Source organism: Saccharopolyspora sp. SCSIO 74807 (genome assembly GCF_037023755.1).
Classification (GTDB): Bacteria; Actinomycetota; Actinomycetes; order Mycobacteriales; family Pseudonocardiaceae; genus Saccharopolyspora_C; species Saccharopolyspora_C galaxeae.
The window spans coordinates 1,456,154-1,478,737 of sequence record NZ_CP146100.1 but is presented as its reverse complement, the minus strand read 5'-3'; the positions used below and the strand labels follow the sequence as shown (position 1 = coordinate 1,478,737).

Genomic DNA, 22,584 nt, shown 5'->3' with positions numbered 1-22,584 from the left:
TTTCTCCCCGGCCGCGGCGGACCTCGCCCGGATCCGGATCGTCAGTGGCACCGCGTAGGGTCTCGACCGTGGCGCTCGCCCTTTACCGCAAGTACCGTCCGGCGACCTTCGCTGAGGTCGTCGGGCAGGAGCACGTCACCGAGCCGCTGCGGACCGCGCTGGGCGCGCAGCGGATCAACCACGCCTACCTGTTCTCCGGGCCGCGCGGCTGCGGCAAGACCTCCAGCGCCCGGATCCTGGCGCGCTCGCTGAACTGCGCGCAGGGCCCGACGCCGGACCCGTGCGGCGAGTGCGACTCGTGCGTGGCGCTGGCCCCGGAGGGCGGCGGCAGCGTCGACGTGATCGAGCTCGACGCGGCCAGCCACGGCGGCGTCGACGACACCCGCGAGCTGCGGGACCGCGCGTTCTTCGCGCCCGCGCAGTCCCGTTACCGCATCTTCGTCATCGACGAGGCCCACATGGTCACCACGCAGGGCTTCAACGCCCTGCTCAAGATCGTGGAGGAGCCGCCGGAGCACCTCATCTTCGTGTTCGCCACGACCGAACCGGACAAGGTGCTGACCACCATCCGCTCCCGAACGCACCACTACCCGTTCCGGCTGATGCCGCCCGGGGTGATGCGGGAGCTGCTGGAGACGATCTGCGGCGACGAGGGCGTGCGGGTCGAGCCCGCGGTGTATCCGCTGGTGATCCGGGCCGGTGGGGGTTCCGCGCGGGACACCCTCAGCGTGCTGGACCAGCTGCTGGCCGGGGCGGGCGACGAGGGCGTCACCTACGACCGCGCGGTCGCGCTGCTCGGCGTCACCGACGTGGCGCTGATCGACGACATGGTCGACGCGCTCGCGGCCGAGGACGGTGCGGCCGTTTACGGCACGGTGGACCGGCTGGTGGAGGCCGGGCACGATCCGCGGCGGTTCGCCTCCGACCTGCTGGACCGGCTGCGCGATCTGGTGCTGCTGCACGCGGTGCCGGACGCGGCGCAGCGGGGGCTGCTGGACACCGCGGGCGACGAGCTCACCAAGATGCAGAGCCAGGCCGAGCAGCTCGGCGCGGCCACGCTGTCCCGGTTCGCGGAGATCGTGCACACCGGGCTGCAGGACATGCGCGGTGCCACCGCGCCGCGGCTGCTGCTGGAGCTGCTCTGCGCGCGGATGATGCTGCCGACCGTGTCCGAGTCGGAAGGCGCGCTGCTGCAACGGATCGAGCAGGTCGAGCGGCGGATGACGCTGGGGCCGCCCGCGGAGGGCGCTGCCGCGGAGGATTCGCGGCGGGTTTACCAGCGGCCCAGCGAGCGGCAGGACAGCGCGCAGGAAGCGGGTTCCGAGCAGGCCGGGAGCGGGCCGGAGAAGCAGGCCGCGCAAGCTGCTGCTCCGGCAGCGCCCGCGGGGACGCCGGATTCCGCGGGCAAGCGGCCGCAGGAGAGTTCGGTGCCCAGGGCGGCTCCGCCGCCGGAAGAGCCGGTGCACTCCGATCCGCCGGAGGCCGCGGTGGCTCAGCCGGAGCAGGCGCAGGCGAACCAGGCCCAGCCGACTCAGGACCAGCCGAGCCAGTCTCAGCCGAGCCAGCCCCAGTCGAGCGGGTTCGACGCGGTCAAGGTCCGCCAGGTGTGGACGGCGCTGCTGCAGGCCGTGGCCAAGCGCAACCGGCCGACGCAGGCGTTGCTGCTCAACGCCATCGTGCAGGACTTCTCCGACGGCACGCTGGTGCTGTCGATGCCCACGTCCGGCCTGGTCAAGCAGTTCGCCCAGCAGCACCGGATCGAGTTCGTGCGGGACGCGATGCGCGAGGTGCTCGGTCCCGACGGCGAGTACGAGGTGCAGTGCGTGGAGGCCGGTGAAGCCGGTCAGCAGGCATCCGCGCAGCAGCGGCAGTCGCAGCAGCGACCGGCTCCGCAGCGGCAGCAGACCCAGCGTCCCGAGCAGCAGCGCCCCGAGCAGCAGCGCAGCGGTGGTCAGCCGCCGAGCGAGGGCCAGAACGGCCGGCGCGGCCCGAACCCGGACCAGGGCAAGCAGGACCAGCGCGGCGGGACCGCGCAGGCGAGCGGGCAGCGCAACGGCGGACGCGCCAGGTCGTCCTCGGACGACATCCCGCCGCCGCCGGAACCGCCGCCGGACGACGAGCCCCCTCCGGAAGAGCCCGCACCGCCGCCTCCTCCGCAGCCGCCGGAAGAGGAGGACGAAGAATCCATGATCGCCGGCTCGTCGCCCGCCTCGGCGGCCGATGCCGCGCCGAAGCGGAACCGGGAGGCGGAAGCCGTCGAGCTGTTCACCGCCGAACTCGGCGCGCGCCGCATCGACGACTGAGGCCGCCGGGGCTCAGCCCAGGTGCCTGCGCAGGAACTCCATCGCCCGCGGGTAGGCGTCCAGCCGGTTGCCGCGCTTGGCGAGCCCGTGCCCTTCGTCGTCGTAGACGAGCAGATCGCACTCCAGTCCCTTGTCGCGCACCGCGGCCGCGACCTGCTCGGCTTCCGACAGCGGCACCCGCGGATCGTTCGCCCCGTGGATCACGAACAGCGGCGCCGAGATCTCGTCGACGTGCGTCAACGGTGAGGCCTCGCGCAGGAAGTCCGCGTCCGCGGCCAGCGAACCGTACTCGCGCTCCCGGTGCGCCCGCCGGTACGGCGAGGTGTTCTCCAGGAACGTCAGCAGCGAGGAGATCCCGACGATGTCCACTCCGGCGGCCCACCGCTGCGGCTGGAACGCCAGCCCGGCCAGCACCATGTACCCGCCGTAGGAACCGCCCCACAGCGCGGCCCGCGCCGGGTCCAGCCCGAGCGTGCCCAGCCAGTCGTGCACGGCGGCCAGGTCGCGCACCGAAACCAGCCGTTCCCGCGCGTCGTCGGCGCTGTACCAGCGCTTCCCGTAGCCGGTGGAGCCGCGCACGTTCGGCACCAGCACGGTGTGGCCCTGCGCGGCCAGCGCCTGCGCGATCGGGCTGAACGTGCGCACCGACTGGCCTTCCGGCCCGCCGTGGATGATCAGCACCGAGGAACCGGTGGGCTCCGGCGGCGAGTAGGCGAAGCACGGCACCCGCTCGTCGTCCGGTGTCGGCACCCGGTGCGCGGTGGGCGTGACCAGCCGTTCGCCCGCCAGCGGACCGGCCGATTCGGTCAGCTTGTGCACGGTGCCTTCGGCGATGTCGATCATCAGCACGTCGCCGGGCAGGTCCGGGGCGCTGAACGAGAGGACCGCCAGCCGCGAGTTCGGCGACCACACCGGCGACGGCAGCGGGAAGGTGCACCACCCGTCGGAGGGCAGCCGCAGCTGTTGGCGCAGCTCGCCGGTCGCGGCGTCGTGCAGGCTGAGCCGGGACGTCCCGTCGTCGTTGGTGTGCACCAGCAGCGTCCGACCGTCCGGCGAGAGCCAGCCGATCAGGTCGTGCTCGTCGGAGGTGACCAGCCACGTCAGCTTCCCGGTGCGCGGGTGGATCCGGGCGACGCCGGTGTGGTCCCGGTCCGCGTTCGTGCTCACGACCAGGCCGGAGTCGTCGGGCATCCACCGCAGGTGGGTGCAGCGGGCGTGCCGGTCGGCACCGGTGACCGCGCGGACCTGGTCGCCTTCGGTGGCGGGCATGGTGTTGACCCGCACGATCTGGTCGGACATCGGCCTGTTGCCGGGCAGCGTCAAGGCCAGGTACTGGCTGTCCGGGGTGGCGACGACTTCCTGCACCATGCCGCCGCGGTCGTAGACGACCTGCTCCGCGCCGGTGAGCGCGCTGCGGATCACCACGTCGAAGTCGACGCCGTTGCGGCGGTTGGTGGAGTACACGAGCCGGCCGGGCAGCACGTCGAGCAGCCGGTGCACGTACCGCGAGTCGCGCACCAGCGGCTGCAGTTCGCCGAGTTCGGCCGGCTTGGTGCGGCGCCGGTCCAGCCGCAGCAGCGACAGCTGGCCGCGTTCGTTGCCGCCGGTGTCGTGCTGGATCACCGCGGCCCGCTCACCGGGCAGGTAGCGGCCGCTGACGGCGCCGGAAAGGGCGGTGATCGGGACGTTCTTGCCGAGCGGGGACAGCTCGACGAGCTGGGTCGAGCCGGATTCGTCGGATCCGGCGAGCACCCGGCCCGCGTCGTCCACGTCGAACGCCCGCCAGCTCGTCAGTCCCAGCAACCTTGCCAAGTCCACCGCCATGCCGCTCACCTTGTCACGCACTATGCGTGCTGTGGCGCACCGGTTCCGCTGCTGATCGAAGTGCCGCGAATGCTGGGTTCGTCCGATGCGCCTGGAGCGGCCCGCCAGCGGCCGGGTGATCGCGGCGGCGGATCTGCGGGAGTGGTTGCGCGGCCTCCGCGCGGGTCACGACTACCCTTGCGGATGTGCCCGGCAAGGGCGCGCGCCCGCGTTGGGGTCGGCTCGACCGGCGGACCCAGCGGCGAGACGAGAACAGCTCTGGGAGGACCACAGTGCAACCGGGTGGCGAGCAGCCGAACATGCAGCAGATCATGGAACAGGCGCAGCAGATGCAGCAGCAGCTGATGACCGCGCAGCAGGAACTCGCCGACGCGGAAGCCACCGGCACCGCGGGCGGCGGCCTGGTCTCGGCGGTGGTCAGCGGTACCGGCGAGCTCAAGTCGATGACCATCGACCCGAAGGCCGCCGACCCCGAGGACACCGAAACGCTCGCGGACCTGGTGGTCGCGGCGGTGCGGGACGCGAACAACGCCGCGCAGCAGCTGCAGGCGGACAAGATGGGGCCGGTCACCGGCGCGCTGGGCGGCCAGGGCGGGCTCGGCCTGCCCGGCATGTGACGAGGGAGCGCGGTGTACGAGGGTCCGGTCCAGGACTTGATCGACGAGCTCGGCAGGCTGCCGGGCGTCGGTCCGAAAAGCGCGCAGCGCATCGCCTTCCACTTGCTCGCGGCGGAACCTGCGGACGTGACGCGGCTGGAGGAGGCCCTGCAGAAGGTCAAGGAGGGCGTGGTCTTCTGCGAGGTCTGCGGCAACGTCGCCGAGCAGGAGCGCTGCCGGATCTGCCAGGACGCCCGGCGTGATCCGACCTTGGTGTGCGTGGTGGAGGAACCCAAGGACGTGCTCGCGGTGGAACGCACCCGCGAGTTCAAGGGCCGCTACCACGTGCTGGGCGGCGCGCTGGACCCGTTGTCCGGGGTCGGCCCGGACCAGTTGCGGGTGCGCCAGCTGCTGGCCCGCATCGGGCAGGACGAGATCACCGAGGTGATCATCGCGACGGACCCGAACACCGAGGGGGAGGCCACGGCGACGTACCTGGTGCGGATGCTGCGGGACTTCCCCGGGCTGAACGTGACGCGGCTGGCTTCCGGCCTGCCGATGGGCGGCGACCTGGAATTCGCCGACGAACTGACGCTCGGCCGCGCACTGTCCGGCCGGCGTTCGATGTGAGGCTCGCGCGGACGGGCCATCGTGCGCGGTGGCCCGCCGTTCACCGGGCCGCAGCAGTGCGTTGGTTCTCGCTGACCCGCGGCCGTGCAGAACCAGTTCAGCGCGGTGCGTGCTGCTGCGCCCAGCGGGCGATGGCGGCGACTTCGTCGGCGTGCGCGGGCAGCGTGTCGTCGGCGATGCCCACGACCGGGATGTGCCCGGCGCGTTCGACGTCGGGCGGGCGCGGCACGAAACCTTTCTCGTGCACCCCGGTGCTTCCGCGGCCCGGGGTGCCTTCCGCGAGGTGCCCGGTGGTGCGCGCGTAGCGGGTGAGCACCTGCGGCAGTCGCAGGTCGCGGTCGACTCCGAACCACTGCTGGCTGAGCGGGAAGATCCCGGACAGCGCGTCCCACCAGCCTTCCGCGGCCAGCAGCAGGCCCGGGTGCCTGCGCCGCAGCTCGTCGGCGAGGCGCCGGTAGCCGTCCACGAGTTCGTGCCGCGGGTCGTTGAACCAGTAGCCGACGGTGTCGAAGAACGCCGCGTCCACGCCGAACTCGGACACGACGGCGGAGACGGATTCCACCAGGTGCTCCCGGAATCCCGGTTCGCCGGGGTTGAGGAACACCTGATCACCTTCGCCGCTGCGGTCGGAGTCCCAGTCCGGCCGGTTCAGCAGTTCCACGTAGCGATCGGTGTCGTTGCGGAACACCGCGCGCTCCCAGTCCGGGTATTGCGCGACGTTCGCGCCGTGCCCGCCGAACATCGGCATCAGCCGGACTCCGAGTTCGCGCGCCGTGCCCGCTAACGCGTGCAGGCCGGCCGCGCCGCCGAGGTCTTCGCCCGGCCGGTAGCTCGGGTAGTCGTGGTAGTACCGGCCTTCCCATCCGGGCAGGTAGGCGAGCACTCGGTGTCCGTCGATGTGCCGGGTGATGAACCGCAGCGCTTCGGCCATCGCGGGGAAGGTGTTGAGCACGTACCCGGTCCAGTGCTGGCCGTGCAGCGTGACCACGAGTGCGATGTCGCGCAGCCACTCCGGCACGTCGGTTCGTTTTTCCCACGGCACCAGCCGATGCGCTCGGTCCACAAAGGACATGTGATCCGCCAGGTCGGCTTCTGGCGCGGAAACGTTGTGGCGCAACAGGATCGGCGGAACCTGGTAGGTCGTCGTGCGGTTCGAGGCTGGTGCGGCGTGCACCAGCTCGGCGATCGGCGCCGAAGCGTAGGCGGGCTGGTGGACGTGCAGGATCTGCCGCCGCACCAACGGATCCCGCACGCTGATCGTCAGATCTCCGGCGGCCACCCAAGGTGTCGCCCACTCCGGCCCGGGATATTCGAGCTGGAACCGCTGCCCGTCGACCCCGTGCGCGTGCCCGCGCGGGGTGTTCGCCGCCCACCAGCCGCCGCGCGTGCTCGCGGGCAGCCCGGTCAGCAGGAGCTTGACCGCCTTCACCGGTTCCGGATGGCGCACGTTGATCGACCACTCCAGGTGGTCGCCGGTGCGGCGGAGTTCGATGTCCGCGCCACCTTCGCTGGTCCGCTGCTGCCCGAGCAGCGCGAGCCGGTCGCAACGCACTCCGTCGTTGTCGTGCGGGCCGTTGTCGTGCGGCTGCGCGCTCGCGGCGTCGAGGCCGTAACCGTTGCCGGTGGTGAAGATCTGCACCGCCCAGCGCAGGTCGGTGCCGGGCACTGGGAAGTAGGGGTCGCGGGGGTCGAAGCTCAGGTCCGAGTCGATCAGCGCCACGAGCCCTCCTGGATCAGGTGGTGTCGGTGTGCCCGGTGGCCTCGTCCAGCAGGGCGGCGAAGTCGTCGGCCTCGTCCGCGTCGAAGATCACCGTGTCTCCCGGCGGCAGCACGACGGCCACTCGATCGCCCATGACCAGCACCGATACGGTGCGATTCTCGCCGCCGGAGTCGCGGCAGGGAATCCGCCATCGGAGGTCATCGGTCGGTTCGCCGTTCGGCCACATGTCGTCCTGTCCACTTCGGGCTGTGCGGTCTGGATGACTGAACCGCGTGTACCGCCCGGCTTCAAGTGGCGTCGACCGATCGAGTGGTGAATCGTGATCAACTTCGCTCGGGAGCTTCCCGTGAGCGGGGAAAGCGGCCGGCCCCGACGAGTCCGCTGACCCACCGGCCGCCCTCCCGATCATCCCCAGGGGTAAGCCAGATCACCGCAACCTTCAGCGGCTCTCACTATTTTGGGGGCGCTGGACTAGCTTTCACTACCTCCTTTAGTCGAGTCGTTGCGCCGAACGTGATAACGCCGACTCCGCCGCCGGATCAGATCGTCGCGACCCGCTCACCGCAGGTGACGATTTGTTTTCTGAAGAAACGGTTGCGAGTGCACCTATTCGCCTGTGCTGCGCCTTCCTTCCGGATGCGCTGCAAGGCCCGATCGGCCCTCGCTTTTTCGGCAGTCGGAGCAAATGCGCCGCGCGACGTCGTCCGCCGGGGCGTCGAGCCTGCGATGCACCGGCCCGTAGAGCCGATGGCCGCACGCCGCGACCGGCGCCCCGCCGCCGGATGTGATCCGGTGCCAGGTCGCGCTGTAGACGCTGCTCATCCAGCCCTGCGCGGTCATCCGAACAGCGGTTTCGGCGCGGCCGCGTATTCCTCGGCGAGCCGCCGCGTTTCCGGCGCGCATTCTGGGTAGGTAGGCCATAGCCATCCGAACTCCGAGTTATCCGCGCAAATTTGCACCCCGCATAAAGTTTCCACGGAAATCCCGGTCGGATACCCGCCACCCGGTCGCGCATCGAGTGTGGCGTGCCGCTGCCCAGCGGCCGGAACCCAGTGAAACGGATACGGCATCGAAACCGCCTTTCGGAAAGTGCGGGGCCGGTGAGCCGATGCCGGGGGATGCTCACCGACCCCGCGAACCGCTGCGCGCCAGGCCGGGGAGGGAAAGGCCGTCGCCGCAAGCGGTCGTTTTCTGGTCCATGGACCGTTCGGTCCGTGGACCAAATTAAGCCAGTGTTGCCGATCTAGCCGCAATGCCCTGATCGAGTGGATCAATCCTGGTCATGGGGTCGCAAAGGTGAAGCCGTCTCGACTCTTAAGATTCGTGCATGGCCAAGATCCCCGGTGGCGGCCCGCGAGCCCGCGCGGTCGGCTACGAGCTGCGCAAGAAGCGCGAACAAGATCGAGTCACGACCAGGGCGCTGGCGGCACGCCTGGAGATCGCCAAAACACGACTGCTGCGCTACGAAAGCGGCGAGATTCTGCCGTCGTTGGAAGAGATCGCGCGCTACCTCGGCAAGCTCTCCGTCTCCCGCAGCGAGACCGAACGCATCCTGGAACAAGCTCGCGAAGCGCACAGCGCCGCCGACGACAGCACGCTGAGCACCTACGGCAGGGGTATCCACCAAGAACTCGCCACGCTGGCCGAGTTCGAGAGCACTGCCGCCAACATCGTCGAAGTCGCCCCGCTGGTGATCCCCGGCCTGTTGCAGACCCGCGAATACGCGAACGCGGTGCTGGACGGTCAGGGCGAGGAGGAGAAGGAGAACAAGCTCGCGGTTCGGTTGCAGCGACAGGAAATCCTGAACCGGTCCCGGCCACCTCAGCTGACGGTCATCGTCGGTGAGTTCGCGCTGCGCGAGCCGATCGGCGGCGTCGAGGTTCTTCGCGCCCAGCTGGACCAGCTGATCAGTGCCGCGGAGCGCGAACGCATCTCGGTCCGGGTACTCGAGTCCGGCTCCGAGGTCTTGCACGCGGGGCATCTCGGCGAGTTCATGTTGTTCGACTACGACGACAAGGCTCGGCCGTTGGTGCATGTCGAGGGCTACTTCACTGCGTCTTCGACCAGCAACGCGAAGGTCATCGCGACCTACCAGGGCGCTGTTGACGACCTGCTGAACAGGGCTCTGGGCCGTGATGAGTCAGTACAGTTCATCAAGGCACTGCACAACGAATCGGGGTCGTTGAGATGACTGCGTTAGATGCACTGACATCCGGCTGGAGGAAGTCCAGCCACTCGGGACCGCACACCGCCTGCGTCGAAGTCGCGCCCACCGCCACGGGGACCGCGGTCCGCGACTCGAAGTTCCCGGCCTCGGGCCACTTTGCCGTCGACCGTCCACAGTGGTCCGATTTCCTCGGGGCGATCAAGCGCGGCGACTTCGACCGCTGACCGGCCCAGCCGGACCGGCGGGAGTCGCGCCCGCGCAGGGGAACGCGGGCGCGAACTCCGCTGGACGGTCAGCGGTTGGCGCGGTTGATCGCGGAGACGACTGCGCGCAGGGACGCCGTGACCGTGGAGGTGTCGATGCCGGCGCCCCAGAAGATCTCGTCGCCGACCGCGCACTCCAGGTAGGAGGCGGCGCGGGCGTCGTCGCCCGCGGTGAGCGCGTGCTCGTTGTAGTCCATGACGCGCACGTCGTAGCCGATGGTGCTCAGCGCGTCGACGAACGCGGCGATCGGCCCGTTGCCGGAGCCGGTGATCTCCTGCTCGGTGCCGTCCACGACGACCTTCGCGGTGATGGACTCGTTGCCCTCCCCGCCGGTGAAGGAGCGGCTGACCAGCTCCAGCGGCGTCCGCGGCTGCAAGTACTCCTCGGAGAAGACCTGCCACATCACCTCGGGGCTGACCTCGCCGCCCTTGGAGTCGGTGCGGGCCTGCACCAGCTTGGCGAACTCGATCTGCAGCTTGCGCGGCAGGTCGAGCTGGTGCTCGCTCTTCATCACGTAGGCCACGCCGCCCTTGCCGGACTGCGAGTTGACCCGGATCACGGCCTCGTAGCTGCGGCCGACGTCCTTGGGGTCGATCGGCAGGTACGGGACCTCCCAGCGGTGCTCGGCCAGCTCGACGCCTGCCCGGTCGGCCTCCACCTGCAGCGCGTCCAAGCCCTTGTTGATCGCGTCCTGGTGGCTGCCGGAGAACGCGGTGTAGACGAGCTCACCGCCCCACGGGTGCCGCTCGTGTACCGGCAGCTGGTTGCAGTGCTCCACGGTCCGCTTGATGTGGTCGATGTCCGAGAAGTCGATCTGCGGGTCGACGCCCTGGCTGAACATGTTCATGCCCAGCGCGACCAGGTCCACGTTGCCGGTGCGCTCGCCGTTGCCGAACAGGCAGCCCTCGATGCGGTCCGCGCCCGCCTGGTAGCCCAGCTCCGCGGCGGCGATGCCGGTGCCGCGGTCGTTGTGCGGGTGCAGCGAGAGGATCACCGAGTCGCGCCGGGACAGGTTGCGGTGCATCCACTCGATCGAGTCCGCGTAGACGTTCGGCGTGGCCATCTCCACCGTCGCGGGCAGGTTCAGGATCACCGGTTTCTCCGGCGTCGGCTGCAAGATCTCGGTGACCGCGTCGCACACCTCGACGGCGTAGGACAGCTCGGTGCCGGTGTAGGACTCCGGCGAGTACTGGAACCGGAAGTCGGTGTCGGGGTACTTGCCCGCGTACTCCAGCGCCAGCTCCGCGGCCGTCGTGGCGATCTTCTTGATGCCCTCGCGTTCCTCCCGGAACACCACGCGGCGCTGCAGGATCGACGTCGAGTTGTAGAAGTGCACGACCGCGCGCGGCGCTCCCTCCAACGCGGCGAAAGTGCGCTCGATCAGCTCCGGGCGGCACTGCGTGAGCACCTGGATTCGCACGTCGTCCGGGATGGCGCCGTCCTCGATGATCTCCCGGACGAAGTCGTAGTCGGTCTGGCTGGCCGCCGGGAAACCGACCTCGATCTCCTTGTAGCCCATCTGCACCAGCAGCTCGAACATCCGGCGCTTGCGGGCGGGCGACATCGGGTCGATCAGCGCCTGGTTGCCGTCGCGCAGGTCCACCGCGCACCACAGCGGGGCGCGGGTGATGCGGTTGTCCGGCCAGGTGCGGTCCGGTACCGATACGTCCTCCACCAGCTCGTGGAACGGCCGGTAGCGGTGGAACGGCATCGAGCTGCCCTGCTGCGGGTTCCACGGTGCCTGGTCGGCCGGGGCGGTCCGGGAAGGTTTGCGGACATCGCCGGTGAAGGGGGCCTGCGGCTCTTGCGAAGTCATCTGCTCGTCTCCTGCTGGTTGGCGGCTGAGCCTGGCGACCGGCAGGTTGCTACCCCGCGACGAGGGGCCGGTCTGTCAGACCCCGTCGCGGCGGCGAAGCAGGAGAACGCGAGCCACGACGGCCAGGTTAACCGCGAGGTCCGCCCGCGATGCAACCAGGTATCCCACATGTTGAGCGAACCGCTGCGCAGCGCGGCGCTGCGGCGATCGGGGGATCGGGGGCCTGGCGGCGGCGGGCAGACTGAAGATCATGGCTGCGAAGAAGAAGGGATCCGGGATCGGCACGCTGATCACCGGTGTGGGATTCGTGTTCGCCGTGATCTTGGTGCTGCACATCATCTCGGTGCTGTTCAAGATCCCCGCCGAGAACGGGTTCATCGACTCGGTGCACCAAGCCGCCGAGCCGCTCGCGCTGTTCTTCCCGGGGCTGGTGCAAACCGGGAACTCGCAGCTGCAGGTGCTGGTCGACTACGGCCTCGCCGCCGGGTTCTGGGTCCTCGTGACCAGCCTGCTGGCCCGCGCTTTCGGCTGAGCGCCGAATGCGGCCGACGATGCTTCACGAACGATTCGGCCGATGGGGCGCAGAGCTTCCCTGCGCGGGGCAACCTCGAGGCTTCCCGAGCGACTGGGTCCGGGCCCGCGTGCTGCGGGCCCGGCCGCCTACCGGTTGGTAGCTTTCTGTGTGGCCGCGTGCCACACTTCCGGCATGTCGGAGAACGTCGGTGGAGTGACCACCGGTGATCAGGACGGCGACCGGCCCAACGGAGGGCGACGACGGCTGCGGCAGTCGTACGACTGGGCGAAGGCTCGGGCGCGCGTCGTCGGTGTGCTGTCCGCAGTGGCCCGCTGGGTCGGGACGCTGATCGCGCTGCTGCTGGTGCTGCGAGTCGTGTTCACCCTCGGTGGTGCCAACCCGGACAACGGCATCACGCGGTTCATCACGGAATGGTCCGATCCGCTCGCGCTCGGATTCTCCGACCTGTTCACGCCGGCCGATCCGCAGCTCGCGGTATTGGTGAACTACGGGATCGCCGCGCTGTTCTGGCTGTTCATCACGTCCATCGCGGTGCGGATCATCAACGCCTTCGCTTGACCCCAACCGGTGATGTGACGCACCGCAACGTGTGACGCTTGCACATCGCAGTTCTGCTTGCCACGCAGCGGCGTGACAATGCACGAACCCAGCCGCTCGGCGTGGAGCGCGCCAGTCCCACCAGGGAAGGGATGTGCGTGACACAGAGCGATGCGATTCCCACCGCGACCCGGAATTCCCGCGCGCCGCTGCCCGCGTGGCTGATCCGGATGCTGCGTCCCGCGCCGCTGCCGCTGGACTGGACCCGGATCGTCGCGGCCGCCGTCGGCATCGGCGGGCCCGCGGTGGTCGGCATCGCGGTGCAGCGGATGGAGCCGGCCGTGCTGGTGTCGGTCGGGGCGTTGTGCGTCAGCTTCTCGGACCTCACCGGTTCCTACCGATATCGCACGAAGCGGGTCGGGCTGACCGTGCTCACCGGCGGTTTCGGGTTCGCAGCGGGGGTGCTCGCGCCGGGGCCGGTGTGGTCGGCGGTCGTGGTGGTCGCGGTGTCGATCCCGTCGGTGCTCTCCAGCCGGGTCAACGACCTGTGCGCGGCGGCGGGCGCGCAGATGCTGACGTTCTGCGTGGTGGCGACCGGCCACGTCTCGACGGGGATGCCCCCGAACGAGCAGATCGCCTGGTTCGTCACCGGTGAGTTGCTGCTGCTGGCGATGGTCGCGGCCACCTGGCCGTTCCGGCGCACCGCGCCCGCGCGCGCCGCGGTCGCGCGGGTCTTCGACGCGCTGCTGCGGTTGTTCGACGCGGCGGGCACCGGCGCCGCGATCGGCGCGCGGCAGAACCTCACGAAAGCGCTCAACGGAGCGCACGACATCCTGCTCGGCGGCGCATCGGTTTCCCGCAGCCGGGTGCACGACCGGCTGTACGTGATCCTGGCCCGGGCGACGCCGGTGGTCGAGGCGTCGGTCGCGCTGGCGCACTCGGGGAGCAGGCCGTCCGGCGAGGCGCTCGCGGCGCTGCGCAGCATCGCCTCGTGCGTCCGAAGTGGACAAGCGTTGCCGCGGTACCGCCCGGCGCCGAGTGGTTCGGTGGTGGAACACGCGCTGGACCAGGGCATCGCCGACCTCATCGATGCGTGGCTGCGCGTGAAGAGCGCCGACGAGCCGGTGTTCCAGGAACGGCTCGGCCCGCGTGAACACTTCCGGCTCTGGCGCAGCAACATCAGCATCGGGCGCACCGGGTGGCTGCTGGCGGTGCGGATGGTGCTGTGCCTGGCCGTCGCCGAAGGCGTCGGGCTGGCGCTGAACTTCGAGCAGTCCTACTGGATCGCGATGACCGTCGCGCTGGTGCTCAAACCGAACTCCGGCTCGGTGTTCGCCCGCACCGTGCTGCGCGGATTCGGCACCGTGGTGGGAGTTCTGATCGCCAGCGTGCTGCTGGCCGTCATACCCGCCGGGTGGCCGCTGGCGGTGATCACGGTGCTGCTCGCTGCGTTCGTGCCGGAAGCGCTCAGCAGGCACTACGGGATGTTCACCATGGTCGTGACGATCGTGGTGCTGGTGCAGATGCACCAGAGCGAGCTGTTCATGGACCAGCTGCCGGTCGTGCGGCTGGTGGACTCGCTGCTCGGCTGCGGGATCGTGCTGCTCATCGGCTACCTCATGTGGCCGCCGGGGCGCAGCCCGGACCTGACCGGCAAGCTCGCGGGGGCGGTGGAGACGGTCTCGGAGTACGTGTCGCGGTCGCTCGCCGGCCGCGAGCAGGGCCGCTCGACGCTGCGGCGGCGCACCTACCGCGAACTGTCGGACCTGCGCGCGACGCTGCAGCAGCAACTCATGGAACCGGCTTCCATCGGGCGCAACGCGGAAGTGTGGTGGCCGTCGATCATCCTGCTGGAACGGCTGGTGGACGCCGCTACCGGGCGCGCACTGCTGATCGAGCGCGGCGGCGACGACCTGCGGCTCGACCACACCCAGCGGATCGTGTCCACGATGCGCACCGCCGCCCGGCAGCTGCGGATCCAGCCGGATGCGCCGGCGCACGTGCTGCGCAACCGGCTCACGGACGTTTACACCGAGGTGGTGTCCTGAACCGGCGGCACCGGACCGCGCGCGGCAGCCGGGTTCGTGGCTCCTAAGTGGACAGATCCTGCAGGACGTCGCGGAAGCGGGCGGCGGCCTCGCGGACGTCGACGTAGCGCAACCACAGCGGGGCGAAGCCGAACCGCAGCGTGCCCGGTTCCGGGACGTCGACGACCACGCCCCGGCCGAGCAGCGCCTGCGCCACCTGGTGCGCGTGCCGGTGCCGCACGCAGACGTGCGGTCCGCGGCGGAGCCCTTCCGGGATCGGCACCGGATCCGCACCGGGCGCATCGGCCAGGCAGCGCAGGAAGAACTCGGCCAATCCGGCCGCTTTCGCCTCCAACGCGGCGGGTGCGGCACCGGTGAGCGCGGAAAGACCGGAACGCAGCTCCGAGAGCGCCAGCGTCGACGGTGCGCCGGGGAACGCGTCAGCGCCTGCCGCCTCTTCGTGCCTGTCCCGCGCGAGGTACGAGAACCCCGGCGCGCCGGAGCCGCCGCCGAGGTAGCGGTGGCCGCAGCCGATCGCGAAGTCGGCGCCCCACGAGCCCAGGTCGATCAGCATCGCGCCCGCCGAATGGCTCAGGTCCCACAGCGTCAGCGCGCCGTGCCGGTGCGCCAGCTCGGTGATCGCGGTCGCGTCCCGGACCGCCCCCGATTCCGGGTCGACGTGCGACAGCGCCAGCACCGCCACCCGTTCGTCGAGCAGCTCCGGCAGGTCGTGCAGCTCGTCGAACAGCCGCAGCTCGCAGCCGGCGATGTCGGCGGCCGAACGGGCCAAGTAGTGGTCGGTGGCGAAGCAGAACTTGCCGACTGCCAGCACCGGTCTGCCCGGCCGCATCCCGGCAGCCCGCAGCAGTGCGCTGAACAGGTTCATCGAGGCGGATTCGGCGACGGCCACCTCCGATGGCAGCGCGCCGATCAGCGGTGCGATGCTCGCGGCGGCCAGCCGGGCCTGCTTGCGGCGGCCGCCGTCGGTTCCCGCGCGGTGATCCCAGCGGTGCTCGACGAACTCGCGCAGCTTCGCCGGAGTGGACCGGGTGCGCGGGCCGCTGCTGCCGTCCAATCGGATCCTCGTGGCGGGCAAGCCGTAGCGGGAGCGCAGCGGGGCCAGCTCGTCGGCGCGGTCGAGCGCCTCGGCGGCAGCTCTCGTGCTCGTCCACACGAGTGAAGTCATACCGCATTGATCGACGCTGCGTCACCGCTTCGGCGCGGATTTCAGTACCGGGGGCTTCCCCAACCGTCCGTGAAAACCAGCTCTGCCAAGGGTTTCCGGGTGCGCGGCGCCTGCTCCTTCTGCTGCAGCCGGTCCGGCAGCTCGTCCGCGTTGCCCGGCGCGCCCACCGCGATCGCGACCATCGGCTCGAAATCGCCGGGTACCGCGAACTCGGCCCGCGCGGCTTCGCGGTCGAAACCGGCCATCTGGTGCGCCACCAAGCCTTCCGCGACCGCTTGCAGCACCAGGTTCTCGCTGGCCAGACCCAAGCCGTACGCGGCGTACGGCAGCGGCTCGCCGTCGTCGGCGACGGTCTGCGCGAGACCGATCGCCAGCGCTGCGGCCGAAGCCGCCCAGCCCCGGTTACCGCGCGAGAGGGTGCCGTGGATCCGGTCGAACGTCGGCTCGCCCCGGCGTCCGGCCAGGTAGCGGGCCGGTTGGGTGTTGCCCCAGGACGGCGCCCAGCGCGCGGCTTCGAACAGCGCGGTGAACTGCGCTTCGGCCAGCTGGAAAGCCGGATCCAGCGCTCGCGGGCTCCACCGGGAGGCCAGCAACGGGTGCAGCGGAACCGAGGTCACCGCGTCCTTCTCGCCCATCGGAATCCTCCTGCGGTCAGATCGCGTACGGCCACGCCGTGAGTGAGTAAGCGCCGAACCACGCACCGAAGCACACGATCAGCGCGGCCGAGCACACCGCGGTCGTGCGGCGGCGGTGCGCCAAGCCCATCGCGACCGGGATCAGCAGCGGGAACGCGGGAAGCATCAACCGGACCTTGGAGTACATCAGGCCGTCCGAGCCCAAGTCCATCGCCAGCACCGCGAACGCGAACAGCACCAGCGGCCACGGCAACCGGTTCCGCACGCACAGCACCATCAGCACCAGCGCGGCCAGCACGATCCAGACGGTGAACGTCTCCAGCACCGACTTGTCCTGCGACAACGCTTCCAGGGCGAACTTGCCGGTCGCCCAGCCGCCGTCGAACGCCGACGACCAGCCGCGCTGCTGCAGCTTGAAGTAGCCGTCCAGCGAGCCGGTCTGCAACGCCACCCAGCCCACGTAAGCCGCCAGCCCGGCCGGCGCGAGCAGCACCGCCAGCCACGGCCGCCACGAGTCCCGGCGCTGGAAGATCGCCACCAGCGCGGCCAGCCCGACCACGCCGATCAGCGCGGCAGCGGTAGGCCGCACCAGCCCGGACGCCGCGCAGCACAACCCGGCCAGCGTCCAGTTCCGCTCCAGCACGCCGACCAGCGCCCACACCGAAAGCGCGCAGAACAGCGCCTCCGAGTAGGCCATCGACAGGGTCACCGCCATCGGCGACGCGGCGAACAGCACCACCAGCAGCAACCCCACGCCGTGCGAGCCGCTCACCAGGCGCCCGATCCGGACCAGTCCGTAAGCGGCGGCGATGCCGGTCAACAAGCTCACCGCGATGGCCGCGCCCTGCACGCCCACGCCGGGCAGCAGGTCGAGCAGCTGCACCAGCACCGGGTAGCCGGGGAAGAACGCCAGCGGCGTCTCGGGGGAGCGGTGCCCGTAACCGTCGACCATGCCCGGGTCGACGCCGCCGTAGCCGTGCGCGGCGATCTCCAGGTACCACTCGCCGTCCCAGGACGAGAGGTTGTCCAGCAGCGACTCGCTGTTGGCCGCGGACATCAGCGCGAGCACCAGCAGCCCGAACAGGCGGATTGCGAGGTAAACCACACCGGGTGCCAGGAAGGACCAGCGGCCGCCGGGGTGCGACAGCTTCTCCAGAGCCTGCGCCCACCGGCCCGATACCCGCTGTTGCCGCTGGGTACGTGCCGCTTCCCCGGTCGGCGAGGGATCCGGCCCGACCGCTTCGGGAGTGGTGGACAACCCGCTCCTCCGCCCTTGTCGACAAACCGGTTCGCCAGGCTAGTAGCCGGTCCGGGAGGTGGGGCCGGACGGTGCTGGTTCGGTAGGCTGGTGCAGCAGCGGAGCGACCCGTGAGCGGCCGCCCGACCGGACCGGTCGAAGCTGCTTCTCGCTGGTCGCGGGGCTCCCCGGTACGTCGCCGTCGGCGGCGGCACCGCGCTGGTGCTCTTCGTCCACCGGCGTCAGTGCGGGGGGCCACCCCGTGCCCGGGACGACCGCTTCCTGCGGGCACCCACACCCGAGGAACGGCGCGAGGAGGTTTGTTTCACGTGGCGCTCGTCGTCCAGAAGTACGGCGGTTCCTCGCTGGAAAGTGCCGACCGGATCAAACGGGTCGCCGAACGCATCGTGGAGACCCGCAAAGCGGGCAACGACGTGGTCGTCGTGTGCTCGGCGATGGGCGACACCACCGACGAAATGCTGGACCTGGCTCAGCAGGTCAACCCCGCCCCGCCGGAGCGGGAGCTGGACATGCTGCTCACCGCGGGGGAGCGGATCTCCAACGCGCTCGTGGCGATGGCCGTCGAGGCGCTCGGCGTCGAGGCGCGCTCGTTCTCCGGCTCGCAGGCCGGGGTGATCACCACCGCGGCGCACCAGAACGCGCGGATCATCGACGTCACGCCGGGGCGCGTGCAGGAAGCCCTCGCCGAGGGCCAAGTGGTGCTGGTGGCCGGTTTCCAGGGCGTCGCCCAGGACACCAAGGACATCACCACGCTCGGCCGGGGCGGTTCGGACACCACCGCCGTCGCGGTCGCCGCGGCGATGAAGGCCGACGTCTGCGAGATCTACACCGACGTGGACGGCGTCTACACCGCGGACCCGCGGATCGCTCCCGACGCCAAGCAGCTGGAGCGCGTGACCTACGAGGAGATGCTGGAGCTGGCCGCGACCGGCGCGAAGGTGCTGCACCTGCGCGCGGTCGAGTACGCCCGCCGCTACGGCGTCCCGCTGCACGTCCGCTCGTCGTACTCACCCAAGCCCGGAACGATCGTTTCCGGCTCAGTGGAGGACCTTTCCGTGGAACAGGCGATGATCACCGGCGTGGCGCACGACCGGTCGGAGGCCAAGGTCACCGTGCGCGGTGTACCGGACAACCGGGGCGTCGCGGGCAAGATCTTCCGCGCGGTCGCCGACGCCGAGATCGACATCGACATGGTGCTGCAGAACGTTTCCGGCACCAGCTCCGGGCGCACCGACGTCACGTTCACCGTGTCCAGGGACAACGGCCCGGAGGCGGTCGCCGAGCTGGAGAAGATCTCCGCCGCGGTGGGCTTCGAGGAGGTCGTCTACGACGACAACGTCGGCAAGGTCTCGCTGGTGGGAGCCGGGATGCGCTCGCACCCCGGGGTCACCGCGACGTTCTGCGAGGCGCTGTCCGACGCGGGTGTGAACATCGAGATCATCAACACCTCGGAGATCCGGATCTCGGTGCTGGTCCGGGACACCCAGCTGGCGGACGCGGTCAGCGCGCTGCACGCCGCGTTCGAGCTCGGTGGCGAGGAAGAGGCAGTCGTGTACGCGGGGAGTGGTCGCTGATGGCCCCCACCGTTGCGATCGTCGGCGCCACCGGCGCCGTCGGCAGCGTCATGATCGACATCATCAACCAGCGCGAGTCGGTGCCGTGGGACGAGGTCCGGCTGATCGCCTCGGCCCGCTCCGCGGGCAAGAAGATCACCGTGCGCGGGCGGGAGACCACAGTGGTCGAACTCGCCCCGGAAGCGTTCGACGGCGTGGACATCGTGCTGTTCGACGTGCCGGACGAGATCTCCGCGCAGTGGGCGCCGATCGCGGCCGAGCGCGGTGCCATCGCGGTGGACAACTCCGGCGCGTTCCGGATGGACCCCGAGGTTCCGCTGGTGGTGCCCGAGGTCAACCCGGAGAAGGTGCACGAGCGCCCGCGCGGCATCATCGCCAACCCGAACTGCACGACGCTGTCGATGATGGCTGCGCTCGGTGCGCTGCACCGCGAGTTCGGGCTGCGCGAGCTGGTCGTGTCCTCGTACCAGGCGGCGTCCGGTGCCGGGCAGGAAGGCGTCGACCGGCTCTACGACGAGATCGCGGCCATCGCGGGCAAGCAGCTCGGCGTGCGGGCCGGCGACGTGGCCGAGGCGCTGATCGCGGCCGGGCTGCCGGAGGAGACGCCGTTCAAGGCTCCGCTGGCGCTGAACGTGGTGCCGTGGGCGGGCTCGGCCAAGGGCGACGGGTGGACCTCCGAGGAGCTCAAGGTCCGCAACGAGTCCCGCAAGATCCTCGGCATCCCGGAGCTGAAGGTCTCCGCGACCTGCGTGCGGGTGCCGGTGGTGACCACGCACGCGCTGGCGGTGCACGCGGTGTTCGAGCGCGAGGTCACCGTGCCGGAGGCGCACCGGGTGTTCGAGTCGCAGCCGTCGATCGTGCTGCAGGACGACCCGGACGAGCTGGACTTCCCCACTCCGGCCGGGGTCGTCGGCGCCGATCCGACCTACGTCGGGCGGGTGCGGCAGGCGCTGGACTTCCCGAGCACGCTGGAGTTCTTCGTCTGCGGTGACAACCTGCGCAAGGGCGCGGCGCTGAACACCTACGAGATCGCGGAGACGCTGGTGCGGTGATCCCGGCGCGGGTCCGGTGGGGCGCCTTCCTCCTGGTGCGGAGGGAGGCGCCCTTCTATTGTCTGCGGCAGGGATCGCGCGAGTCACCTGACCGAGTGTTGATCATAAGAGTCGATCAAGAGCTCGCCTGGTAGCGCCGATGATGGAGGTATGACCGCGATGAGTTGGCCCGATCATCTGCTGACGCTGGAGGAGTTCGACCGCCTCCCCGAGGACAACTCGCGGCGCTACGAGCTCCAGGAAGGTCTTCTCCAGGTGTCCCCCAAGGCAGCAGCCGTTCACCAGCGCGTCGTCAAGCGGATCACCTCGAGCTTGGACGAACAACTTCCGTCGAAGTGGGAAGCGCTGCAGGACGTCGAAGTCGCGCTCGACGCGCGATTCCCGCCGACGCTGCGCATCCCCGACGTCGTCCTCGCCCCCACCATGGCGTTCGACGCGAACCCGAACCGCTTGTACGCCAACGACGTCGCAGTCGCGGTCGAGGTCGTCTCGCCCGGCTCGGGCCGGATCGACCGGTTGATGAAGGTGCACGAGTACGCGCAAGCCGGTATCCAGCACTACTGGATCCTGGACATCGACAGCTCTGTGACGATCAGTGCGCTCAGACTGCACGACGGTGCGTACGCGAGCTGCTTCGAAGGTGGCGGAATGTTCAAAACGACCGACCCGTTCGAGCTGGCAGTCGACCTTTCCGCGCTGGCCGTACGCTCGCCGGAACGCTGAACGTCCCAGGCGCTTCCGAAGTCGCGAGTAGCTCCTCCGTGCGGAGGTGGCGGTCGGCGGCCCGGATAGGTTGGGGTCATGAGCTCCGCAGCGGTCGTTCTCGGCATTGATCTCGGCACCACGTCGACCAAGGTCGTCGCCGCCACTCGCGAAGCGAAGGTGCTGCACCAGACCGAGCGCGGCTACCCGTTGCGCACCGAGCAGCCGGGGGAGGCGACGCAGGACCCGGCCACGGTGCGCGATGCGGCGATCGAGGCGTTGATCGAGTGCGTCGAGTGGACCCGCAGCCACGGCCACGAGGTGCGGGCGCTGTCGTTCAGCACCGCGATGCACACGATCCTCGGCTTGGACTCCGCCGGGACACCGGTGACGCCGTCGTTCAACTGGGCCGACACGCAGGCGTCCGAGATGGCGCGGCGGCTGCGGACCTCCGGGACCGCGGACTCGACCGGGCATTCCGAGACCGCTGCCGAGCTGCACCGGGCCACCGGCACACCGGTGCACACCCAGTCGGTGATGGTGAAGCTGGCCTGGCTGACCGGGAAGTACCCGGACTTGGCGCGCACGGCCGACCGGTGGTGCGCGCTGAAGGACTTCGTCTTCGAGGAGTTCGCAGGCGAGTTCGTCACCGACTACTCGCTCGCGTCCGGCAGCGGCTTGCAGGACATGCAGAGCCTGCAATGGCATCCGGACGCGCTGGAGGTCGCCGGGGTGCGGGCGGAGCAGCTGCCCGAGATCAAGTCGCCTGTGGACACCGTGGCGCTCGGGGCCGAGATGGCGCGCAGGACGGGGCTGCCGGAAGGGCTGCCGGTCGCGCTGGGCGGTGGTGACGGACCGCTGGCCAATCTGGGCGTGGGCGCGATCCGGCCGGGTGTGGCGGCATTGTCCCTGGGCACGAGCGGGGCACTGCGGGTGGTCCGGGAGAAGCCGGGCATCGATGACCGGTGCCGGACGTTCAGCTACGCGCTCGCCGAAGGCTTGTGGGTCGTCGGCGGAGCGGTGAGCAACGGAGCCGTCGTCGGGCAGTGGGCGGCCGACGCCTTCGGCGTCGACGTGGCCGAGCTGCTCGACGAAGCGCGGGAGGTGGCTCCCGGCGCGGACGGGCTCATGGCCCTGCCGTACCTGCTGGGAGAACGCGCGCCCTGGTGGGAAGCGGACCTGACCGGCGCGTTCGTGGGCCTGCGCAAGTCGCACGGGCGGGCCGAGATGACCCGGGCCGTCGTCGAGGGCGTCGCGCAGCAGCTCGCGCTGGTGCGGGACGCGGTGCTCGACGCGGGTGCGCAGGTGCGGGCCGTGCGCGCGACCGGGGGCGGTTTCCGCAGTCCGGTGTGGGCGGAGGCGATCTCCGCAGCGCTGGACCTCGATCTGCAGCTCGCCGAGAGCAGCGGCGGCTCCGGGCTCGGCGCGGTGCTGCTGGGCTGGCGGGCGTTGGGCGAGTTCGACTCGCTGGAGGAAGCGGGCGGGTTCGTGCACCCGGAGCGGGTGGTCTCGCCGGACCCGGCGGCCGCCGAGCTGATGACCCGCCGCAGGCCGCTGGTGGATCAGCTGCACCGGGCCCTGCGAGCGCTCGAACTCTGACCGCGGTACCGCTGTTCGGGGCGGGCGGCTGCGCCGAACGGCGGGGCGTGCTCGGGCACCCGGGTTGCGGTTGCGTGACGCTTGCGCGGCCGGGGCTGCGCGGGGCTGGCCCGCGACGGGATCGAGTTGTCACGATCTCGAACCTCGGTTCTGCCGATC

19 protein-coding genes are annotated in these 22,584 nt (G+C 70.4%); 12 read left to right on the top strand and 7 right to left on the bottom strand.

What is annotated here, in order from left to right; all coding sequences use genetic code 11:
* Window positions 1-68 precede the first annotated feature (68 nt).
* The gene (locus V1457_RS06495; RefSeq protein ID WP_338601406.1) at window positions 69-2,303 is read left to right on the top strand and encodes a DNA polymerase III subunit gamma and tau; all 2,235 of its coding nucleotides are present in this window, start codon (window positions 69-71) and stop codon (window positions 2,301-2,303) included.
* 12 nt (window positions 2,304-2,315) lie between these two features.
* Here the strand turns inward: V1457_RS06495 and V1457_RS06490 are convergent, their stop codons facing one another.
* Complete coding sequence (locus V1457_RS06490; RefSeq protein ID WP_338601403.1) at window positions 2,316-4,127, bottom strand: alpha/beta fold hydrolase; 1,812 nt, start codon at window positions 4,125-4,127, stop codon at window positions 2,316-2,318.
* A 299-nt stretch (window positions 4,128-4,426) separates the two neighbouring features.
* Between V1457_RS06490 and V1457_RS06485 the strand changes: the two genes are divergently transcribed.
* Together V1457_RS06485 and recR are read left to right on the top strand one after the other, a co-directional pair.
* Window positions 4,427-4,744 carry a YbaB/EbfC family nucleoid-associated protein gene (locus V1457_RS06485; protein ID WP_233626592.1) on the top strand — a complete coding sequence of 106 codons (318 nt, stop codon included), beginning with the start codon at window positions 4,427-4,429 and terminating at the stop codon, window positions 4,742-4,744.
* Between the two features lie 12 nt (window positions 4,745-4,756).
* Window positions 4,757-5,353, top strand: coding sequence for a recombination mediator RecR (recR, locus tag V1457_RS06480; RefSeq protein WP_200068202.1), 597 nt, complete (start codon window positions 4,757-4,759; stop codon window positions 5,351-5,353).
* Between the two features lie 97 nt (window positions 5,354-5,450).
* On the opposite strand, the gene V1457_RS06475 is transcribed toward recR, so the two are convergent.
* Both V1457_RS06475 and V1457_RS30560 read right to left on the bottom strand, forming a co-directional pair.
* Complete coding sequence (locus V1457_RS06475; RefSeq protein WP_338601397.1) at window positions 5,451-7,073, bottom strand: hypothetical protein; 1,623 nt, start codon at window positions 7,071-7,073, stop codon at window positions 5,451-5,453.
* Window positions 7,074-7,909: 836 nt separating this feature from the next.
* Window positions 7,910-8,143, bottom strand: a complete 234-nt coding sequence (locus V1457_RS30560; protein ID WP_407074752.1) for a zinc finger protein — start codon at window positions 8,141-8,143, stop codon at window positions 7,910-7,912.
* A 257-nt stretch (window positions 8,144-8,400) separates the two neighbouring features.
* Here V1457_RS30560 and V1457_RS06470 point away from each other — a divergent pair, with 257 nt between their 5' ends.
* Window positions 8,401-9,264, top strand: a complete 864-nt coding sequence (locus V1457_RS06470; protein WP_200068206.1) for a helix-turn-helix transcriptional regulator — start codon at window positions 8,401-8,403, stop codon at window positions 9,262-9,264.
* Window positions 9,261-9,464 carry a DUF397 domain-containing protein gene (locus V1457_RS06465; protein ID WP_200068207.1) on the top strand — a complete coding sequence of 68 codons (204 nt, stop codon included), beginning with the start codon at window positions 9,261-9,263 and terminating at the stop codon, window positions 9,462-9,464. The genes V1457_RS06470 and V1457_RS06465 overlap by 4 nt, the downstream gene beginning before the upstream one ends.
* A gap of 68 nt (window positions 9,465-9,532) precedes the next feature.
* Here V1457_RS06465 and leuA read toward each other — a convergent pair whose 3' ends face one another.
* Window positions 9,533-11,320 carry a 2-isopropylmalate synthase gene (gene leuA / locus V1457_RS06460; protein WP_338601391.1) on the bottom strand — a complete coding sequence of 596 codons (1,788 nt, stop codon included), beginning with the start codon at window positions 11,318-11,320 and terminating at the stop codon, window positions 9,533-9,535.
* Between the two features lie 250 nt (window positions 11,321-11,570).
* On the opposite strand from leuA, the gene V1457_RS06455 reads away from it, so the two are divergent.
* The 3 genes from V1457_RS06455 to V1457_RS06445 all read left to right on the top strand — a co-directional run bounded on the left by V1457_RS06455 (window position 11,571) and on the right by V1457_RS06445 (window position 14,440).
* Complete coding sequence (locus V1457_RS06455; protein ID WP_200068674.1) at window positions 11,571-11,852, top strand: hypothetical protein; 282 nt, start codon at window positions 11,571-11,573, stop codon at window positions 11,850-11,852.
* A 174-nt stretch (window positions 11,853-12,026) separates the two neighbouring features.
* The gene (locus tag V1457_RS06450; RefSeq protein WP_200068209.1) at window positions 12,027-12,413 is read left to right on the top strand and encodes a hypothetical protein; all 387 of its coding nucleotides are present in this window, start codon (window positions 12,027-12,029) and stop codon (window positions 12,411-12,413) included.
* A 137-nt stretch (window positions 12,414-12,550) separates the two neighbouring features.
* Window positions 12,551-14,440 carry an FUSC family protein gene (locus V1457_RS06445; RefSeq protein ID WP_338601384.1) on the top strand — a complete coding sequence of 630 codons (1,890 nt, stop codon included), beginning with the start codon at window positions 12,551-12,553 and terminating at the stop codon, window positions 14,438-14,440.
* A 43-nt stretch (window positions 14,441-14,483) separates the two neighbouring features.
* On the opposite strand, the gene V1457_RS06440 is transcribed toward V1457_RS06445, so the two are convergent.
* From V1457_RS06440 to V1457_RS06430, 3 genes are read right to left on the bottom strand one after another with little or no spacing between them, the layout of a single operon-like run.
* A complete protein-coding gene (locus V1457_RS06440; RefSeq protein WP_338601381.1) occupies window positions 14,484-15,605 on the bottom strand; it encodes an aminotransferase class V-fold PLP-dependent enzyme in 1,122 nt (373 codons plus the stop codon).
* Window positions 15,606-15,646: 41 nt separating this feature from the next.
* Complete coding sequence (locus V1457_RS06435; RefSeq protein ID WP_338601378.1) at window positions 15,647-16,240, bottom strand: nitroreductase family protein; 594 nt, start codon at window positions 16,238-16,240, stop codon at window positions 15,647-15,649.
* Window positions 16,241-16,256: 16 nt separating this feature from the next.
* The gene (locus V1457_RS06430; RefSeq protein ID WP_233626595.1) at window positions 16,257-17,498 is read right to left on the bottom strand and encodes a mannosyltransferase family protein; all 1,242 of its coding nucleotides are present in this window, start codon (window positions 17,496-17,498) and stop codon (window positions 16,257-16,259) included.
* Between the two features lie 308 nt (window positions 17,499-17,806).
* On the opposite strand from V1457_RS06430, the gene V1457_RS06425 reads away from it, so the two are divergent.
* The 4 genes from V1457_RS06425 (at window position 17,807) to V1457_RS06410 (ending at window position 22,425) form a co-directional block, all read left to right on the top strand.
* Entirely contained in the window at window positions 17,807-19,072 is a 1,266-nt protein-coding gene (locus V1457_RS06425; protein ID WP_200068213.1) for an aspartate kinase, read from the top strand.
* Window positions 19,072-20,124, top strand: coding sequence for an aspartate-semialdehyde dehydrogenase (locus V1457_RS06420; protein WP_200068214.1), 1,053 nt, complete (start codon window positions 19,072-19,074; stop codon window positions 20,122-20,124). The genes V1457_RS06425 and V1457_RS06420 overlap by 1 nt, the downstream gene beginning before the upstream one ends.
* 150 nt (window positions 20,125-20,274) lie before the next feature.
* The gene (locus V1457_RS06415; RefSeq protein WP_233626597.1) at window positions 20,275-20,847 is read left to right on the top strand and encodes a Uma2 family endonuclease; all 573 of its coding nucleotides are present in this window, start codon (window positions 20,275-20,277) and stop codon (window positions 20,845-20,847) included.
* Window positions 20,848-20,925: 78 nt separating this feature from the next.
* The gene (locus tag V1457_RS06410; protein ID WP_200068215.1) at window positions 20,926-22,425 is read left to right on the top strand and encodes a gluconokinase; all 1,500 of its coding nucleotides are present in this window, start codon (window positions 20,926-20,928) and stop codon (window positions 22,423-22,425) included.
* Window positions 22,426-22,584: the final 159 nt, after the last annotated feature.